Below are 7,035 nucleotides of genomic sequence, written 5' to 3'. Positions count from 1 at the left end.
CTAAGGTGCTTTTTTAATCTATTTTTAAAACAATAAACTCAAGCGATGCACGCCTTGGTAATGCGACGCTTTGTTTATCTACTTCTTCAAATTTTTTAATCAAAATACTAAAGCGCTGATTGTTAAAATTAACGGCTGTAACTTCATCAATTTTTATACTGTAGTTTTGCTGCTGATCAAACAGCTTTAGTGTTCGCCCTTTTATACGCTCTACGAATAAGTAAGGTGTTTGGTCTGGCATCTTTAAACGGATAACATTGATTTTACTTAACTCATGTACCGCCACCCAATTTTGACTCTGCATTAACGTATTATAACTACTAATGCCTTCAGGCTGATAAACAACATCTTGGCTTACAACGCATGCCTTACAGCCCTTTACTGATTCAACTCGCCAGTCAATAGCTGTATTTTTGTAATATAAATTGTCATTTTTTAGTAACCATTCACGTGCATTGTTAGTATCGCTACACGCTATTAGTAAGCTTAAAAAACTACTACCAACAATAAACTTAATACTTAACCCTAGTTTCATATTAATGCTCTTTAATTGCTTTTAACTCAGCAATAATTGCACTACTTGGCTGCGCTTCTTTTATATAACTGGGCAGCGTTTCAATATTAGTAGGTGAGCTTTGTAAATTATACACCTTACTATTATTAGTATTTGGCACGCCAAACCGATTACCTGCACTTTGCATATAAAACTGCAAATTAAGCATGCTCCACTCATTTACATCACTAAGTATTGATATTGTATTATCTTGATTAGTATCAAAGCTGGTTAAGCTTTCGGTGTTAATTGCATTACAGTTAAAATCAACAGGTAGTGAGGCATTTCGATTTAACCCCTGTGCTTCAAGTATTGTACTCTCATTTAAATCTGCTGAACTACCACTTGAATAATCAATAATAAAATCATCTGTAGAGCCTAAATGACTATTAGTATTTGGTGTAATATCGCAGCTAGCATTGCCTGGATAAAAACGCTCATAATAACGATCGCCTTCGTTATTACCTATTGTTGATAAACCCGCTAATTGATATAAATAATTCATAGAGCTTAAATGATTAGGCTTAAAGTTAACCTCTTCATCGCCACCATGGTATAAGCCTAAGTTATGGCCTAGCTCATGAAAGATAGTTGATGCTTGATAATTATAAGTTACATTGGTTGCTATTTGCGTATCGAGCGTTAAGCCCCAGCCCCCCATAGTTACCATTAAATCATTACCGCTGATCTCAGCAATACCCGACCCACTAATACTGCCATCTTCATTTCCACTACTTGCCATTAATAAGTAATGAAAAATGGGTCTGCGGGTTATATCGGTATATTCCATTTTATAAGCAAATAAATTAGGGCTACTTAAATCGTACTCAAACGGAGTATAACTATTAAAAGGGACAACATTTCCGCCACCTAAATCAAAGTTTTGCAGCGCAATATCGCTATTTTGATCAAATAAGTCACCTACATCAAAATGAACGGTATAGCCTTTACTTGCAAATACACTAACAATTTTTTCAAGTGCTGTTCGATGAGGCGTTATTCCAACATCACTACTATCCATATAATCTATTTCAATAAATATATCTTTTTGTGAAGTACGCGCTCCCCATTCATATAAAGGCAGTCCACCAAATGTTGCCCCCTCTACCTCTGCGCAATCTGGAATACCGTCTTCATCATCATCTATTGAGCAAGTTATATCATTAGGCCCTGCCGGAGTATTGAATACTGAGTAGTTCCAGTCTGTATTTTGGTTAGTATCGGTTGCGCCGAGCGTACGCTTTAAGCTGGCGCCCTGCTCTGGCGGTATTTGTGCAGCATTTTCGCCTTGCCACTGCGAGGCTGTTACAGGCTCTTGGGTTGAATTTCCAAACTTAACAAAGTCGATAGTTTGTGTACCCGCACTATTAAGTAATTCTGCAAAACCATTTATGTACCAATAAGGCCTAATTTGATCATTCGCGCTACCAACAAGCACAAGCTTAGTGTTATTTAATGACGCACTTGCTAAAAAGTCATCGCCAAAGCGGCTTTGTAAAATAATATAGGCGCCATTTAAAAGCTCTTTATTAGGCAGCGTAAATATTTGCTCACCACTCAACGTACTATCAGACATATTAATACTGCGAGCTTTAAGAGAGTAGTCTTGTAAATTTACTGTCGCACCGGTGCCGTTATAAAGTTCAATCCAAGGTAAGTCATTACTAAATTGCACAGATGAAAGCTCTGTTATTTTTATATCTTGGCTAGAAGTTGTAAACGAGGTGGCAGTTTGCGCCAAAATAGTTGTGCTATCAAAATTAGCTAAATCAGCTGTAACACGAACAATATATTGAGTGTCTTCATCAAAGCTTGCGCTTAAATTTACAGTATGAAAATAAGTACTTGTGTCGCTGGTAGTACCCGACAAACTTTCAATAGTTAAGGCCAAGCAAGTAGTAAAATTATCTGCTGACACTTGTACGCTTCCAGTACAAGTACCACTGCTAGAGTTAACGGCTAAAGTACTCACGAGCATAATATCTGAAAATGTAATGCTAACAGGGCTATCTACAAAGACTGGGTCATTACTATTTTGGGGCGTTACATTACTAATTGTAGCGGGCGTTGAATCAACAACGGTAACACTCAGTACAAATTCGGTTGTGTCTTTTGTATCAGTCGCCGTTAACGTATAGCTTTGTGGAGTGATACTGTTTGCAGGAGGTGTGTAACTAAAACGTAAGGCTTGGCCATCAATAACACTGATTTGCGCTCCATTTAAATCATCACCAAAGTCAATCTGTACGCTATCGTTATCAGCGTCGCTAACCACTAAGCTAAATTCTGTGGCTTGGTTATATTGCACATTTATATTTACATCATCGGCAGCCGGTGGATTATTTGGGGCTAATATTACAACTATTTTCTGGGCGCTATTTGTAGCGTTATCGTCATCGGTAACAGTTACTACAAACGTTACATTGGTATTTTGCGCAACAGTGGGCGCATTAAAGCTAATACTTGTTTCTGTTTGGGTAAATTCAACTACAGGGCCACTTGTTTGCTGCCAGGTTATGTTATTAATACTACCATCGCTGTCTTGTGCATCTGCAACTAGGGTTACACTGTCATCTTTTTCAGCTTCTTCTGGGCCTGTAACAATGACTGTTGGCGCGCTATTTACTTGATTAATTAAAACCGTTTTACTCGCTTGAGCGCTTTTACCGGCATTATCTGTTACGGTTACGCTAAAGCCTAGCGTTGTATTTTCAGATACATTGGGGGCAGTAAAACTAAGTACACCATCTGACTGGCTAAAATCAACATTATCTCCCGCAGACTGAATCCAACTAATAGTGCTTATGGTTCCATCTGTATCTTGAGCGTTAGCAACTAAGCTTACTTGTGTGTTAGCAAGTGCACTACTTGGGCCTGTAATATTAACTGTAGGTGCATTATTTTGAGAAGTGATAGTGCCTGAAAATACTTGTTGTGCAGTAGCACCTGAATTATCAGTAACAGTAACTGAAAAGCTAAAGGTCGTATCAGTGGTTACACTCGGTGCAGTGGCTGTAAGCGTATTGCCATTAACAATAAATGTAAATTCAGGACCACTAAGTTGTTGCCATTGATAATTGGCTATTTGCCCGTCACTATCACTTGCAAGCGCAGTAATAGTAAACGATTGGTTAGAGACAATAACGTTACTACTAACAGAGAGCGTAACACTGGGCGCAGCGTTACCAGAGGGCGTAGTTGAATCACTACCTTCTCCGCCGCCGCCACAACCTGTGATTAAAAGTGATAAAAAAAGTAAACTTAACCATTTATTAATATTGTTTTTTACCACTTTTAGCCTCTACATATTAACTATACAAATTTTGTGGCACCTTAGTAACGTTTAAATGAACGGTTATTTCCTCACGATCATGATAGAGATGTTTAGCTTGTAACTCGTAATTAATACTATGTTTCTCAAGCTCTTTTCTTATCATTGAAAGACATTCATAAACACTATCAAAGCGTTTTTTCATAGGTAGTTTTAAGTTAAATATAAACTCTTTTGCGTATGCATTTACTGCCCAGTCAATCATTAGCGTAGTCACTTTGGTTGGTTTTTCCACCATATCGCACACTAACCAAGTAATATTTCTTTTTTCTGGGCGATATTTAAAACCATCTGCTCTAAAATGTTTAACTTGCCCCGTTTGCATTAAATCGTCATTCATTGGGCCGTTATCAATCGCACTTACAAACATACCACGGCGTACAAGCTGATAAGTCCAACCACCCGGGCATGCACCTAAATCAACACTGCGCATACCTGCTGCCACGCGTGATTCACGTTGTTGCTCAGGAATAAATACATTAAACGCTTCGTCGAGTTTTAACGTTGAACGACTCGGTGCATCGCTTGGCATACGAAGGCGTAAAATACCCATGAAAAATGGAGAATTATTAAAGCTATACGAGTAACCAACATAAGCCGTATTGTTTGTTAAAAACATGACATGCATTACTGGGCGGTTTGCTTTTGGCTCACGCAGTACTGTATTTTGTTTTTCGAGGGCTTTTTTAAGCGGCGTTGATATTTTTTTACAGAACGTTAAAAGCTCTTTGCCTTCATTTGTATCTGGCGTTTCTACGCGCAGCTCTGAGCACAATGTAAAATCTTTAGCAGCTTCAACTACTGCACTTACACGGTCCTCTACTGGCATGTTTTCAAGTAATGTACCGGCAAACCATTGGCGTGCGAACACCATATTTTTAAAATCGACTTTTTTGATTATTTCGTCGCTGTGATGCGCTTCAAAACATTCGTAAACAACATAACCTGTATTTGGCTTTGCTTTTACATACCCTGCAAAACCCTGCTCTGCAGCATGAAACGTTATTTCAGCAGCGGCATCGCTTTCAAAACCACTACGACAATAAATCACAACACTAGACATATTAACCCTTAAACTCTTTAAAACTTAAATCGTGCGACTTGCACTAAAATAACAATCCAACCAATAATAAAGCACAATCCACCAAGCGGTGTTATCGGCCCTAGCCACTTCATATCTGTTAGAGCGAGTAAATATAAACTGCCACTAAAAAGTAGTGTGCCCGTTATAAAAAAGCCACCAGCCCAACTCAGGTTTATGCCCCATTTAATTAAAATAGCCACCGCAATAAGTGCAAGGCCATGCACCATTTGATACTCAGCAGCTGTTTTAAAAACCCCTAATGAATACTCCGATAAACGGCTTTTTAAACCATGGGCAGCAAATGCACCTAACATAACCGAGAGCATACAAAAAATACTGCCGGCCATTAAAAATAATTTAATCATCTAATCCCCTAATCGAGTCTTAACACATCTCTACTTGTTGCTTAATAAATTCAACGGCACTTAACGCTGCTGTTTCTCTATTTTGCAGTTCAGTTACGCCACTTTTTTTACGTGGTTTTAATGAATGATCGCCATCAGTCAGCCATGTGAGTAAAGGCTGTTTTGGCATTTCCATAGTAAGCAGTTCTTCACGTGTACCAAATGTATCTCGCTCGCCCTGTAATACTAAAAAAGGGCAAACAATATCAGCAAAATGATCGGTGCGTAACTTTTCTGGCTTACCCGGCGGATGAAATGGATAACCAAATGCAATAACACCCGAAAGTCTTTGCTCTGTGCTGCACGCAAGCATTGATGCCATGCGTCCGCCCATCGATTTACCGCCTATAAATAACGGTAAATCTGGCTGCGCCTGACCAAGCACTTGCTCATAATAAGTAAGTAGCTTTGGCGCTCGCTCAGGAGGCCTACGTTTATTAGTTTGTTTAGCAATTTGCATATATTCAAAATCAAATAAACCAACATCAACACCTTGCTCGCTTATTAATTTTGCCATATGTTGCATAAAGTCAGAATCGCTACCGGCACCTGCACCATGCGCAAATATAAACTGTGCAATTGCAGGTTGTGCGGTGCTTTTAAACCATTCAATCATTATTAATACTCATGTTCTTGCTCATGCTCTACTAAGCTCAGCATCCACTCTTTAAACGAAACTATTTTACCAAGCTCGGTTTGCGATTCGCGAAGCACTAAGTAATATGCATTTTTACTTTCTAGACTGTGATTAAACGGAATAACCAAACGCCCTGCATCTATGTCGGGTTTAGCTAATACACTATTACCAATTGCCACACCTTGCCCATGTACTGCAGCTTGTAACACCATTGATGAGTGACTAAATATAGGTCCTTGATTTACCTGAATGTTACGCACGCCTGCAGTTTTCATCCACGTTTTCCAGTTTTTACGTGTGGTGTCATGCAATAAGGTGTGATGCGCTAAATCACTAGGTTGATCAAGCGGCTTTAATCCGCTTAATAACATAGGACTACAAAGTGGTACTAAATATTCGGTATGAAGTTTGTACGCTTGTACGCCATTCCAATGACCTCTTCCATAGTAAATAGCAATATCTACGTCATCAGTCAGTGAGTTTTCATCTTGATCTTGTGCTTTTATTCGCACGTCTATCTCTGGGTGTAACTCATTAAACAAACTCAAACGAGGCACTAACCACTGAATAGCAAAACTTGGTGTTAGACTAACTGTTAATGAGCCCTTAGCACCACGGGCTAATAGCTTTTCAGTTGCATCAATAAGCTGAGTAAAAATCTCTTTTATATCTAAAAAATAGCCTTGGCCTTCTTCAGTTAATAATAATGAGCGGTTTTTACGTAAAAACAACTTTAAACCTAAATGCTCTTCAAGTGTTTTTATTTGATGACTTACTGCCGCCTGCGTTACATAGAGCTCTTCTGCAGCCTTAGTAAAACTTAAATGACGCGCAGCCGCTTCAAAGGCTTTTAATGCGTTTAATGGAGGTACCCGTCTTGACATAATAACCAAGCTTAGAATTAGTTTTTCTTATGCATGAGATTATATACATCATATAAGTTTGTGTATATTAAAGGCATAAAAAAAGCGACCTGAGTCTAATGCCAGTCAGTTAAGCTGACTGGCATTTTTCTTTTTATGGGGA

At 38.7% G+C, this 7,035-nt stretch carries 6 protein-coding genes; all 6 read right to left on the bottom strand.

Going from position 1 to position 7,035, the window contains the following annotated elements; all coding sequences use genetic code 11:
- Positions 1-13: 13 nt before the first annotated feature.
- Genes GQR46_RS13910 through GQR46_RS13885 form a run of 6 tightly spaced genes read right to left on the bottom strand, consistent with a single transcriptional unit; the run spans position 14 to position 6,893 of the window.
- Positions 14-535 carry a hypothetical protein gene (locus tag GQR46_RS13910; RefSeq protein WP_165741259.1) on the bottom strand — a complete coding sequence of 174 codons (522 nt, stop codon included), beginning with the start codon at positions 533-535 and terminating at the stop codon, positions 14-16.
- 1 nt (position 536) lies between these two features.
- Positions 537-3,845: a hypothetical protein gene (locus GQR46_RS13905; RefSeq protein ID WP_165741258.1), complete on the bottom strand. Its 3,309-nt coding sequence runs from the start codon at positions 3,843-3,845 to the stop codon at positions 537-539.
- A gap of 16 nt (positions 3,846-3,861) precedes the next feature.
- Positions 3,862-4,947: a 23S rRNA (cytidine(2498)-2'-O)-methyltransferase RlmM gene (gene rlmM, locus GQR46_RS13900; RefSeq protein WP_007583974.1), complete on the bottom strand. Its 1,086-nt coding sequence runs from the start codon at positions 4,945-4,947 to the stop codon at positions 3,862-3,864.
- Positions 4,948-4,964: 17 nt separating this feature from the next.
- Positions 4,965-5,333, bottom strand: coding sequence for a DUF423 domain-containing protein (locus tag GQR46_RS13895; RefSeq protein WP_007583972.1), 369 nt, complete (start codon positions 5,331-5,333; stop codon positions 4,965-4,967).
- A gap of 19 nt (positions 5,334-5,352) precedes the next feature.
- Positions 5,353-5,988: an alpha/beta family hydrolase gene (locus GQR46_RS13890; RefSeq protein ID WP_165725707.1), complete on the bottom strand. Its 636-nt coding sequence runs from the start codon at positions 5,986-5,988 to the stop codon at positions 5,353-5,355.
- Positions 5,989-5,990: 2 nt separating this feature from the next.
- Positions 5,991-6,893, bottom strand: a complete 903-nt coding sequence (locus GQR46_RS13885; protein WP_002958561.1) for a transcriptional regulator GcvA — start codon at positions 6,891-6,893, stop codon at positions 5,991-5,993.
- Positions 6,894-7,035 lie beyond the last annotated feature (142 nt).

This window comes from Pseudoalteromonas sp. Z1A6 (genome assembly GCF_011378745.1).
Taxonomy (GTDB): Bacteria; Pseudomonadota; Gammaproteobacteria; order Enterobacterales; family Alteromonadaceae; genus Pseudoalteromonas; species Pseudoalteromonas arctica.
Note: the sequence above shows the minus strand (reverse complement) of the source record. Positions and strands in the feature narration are given on the sequence as shown.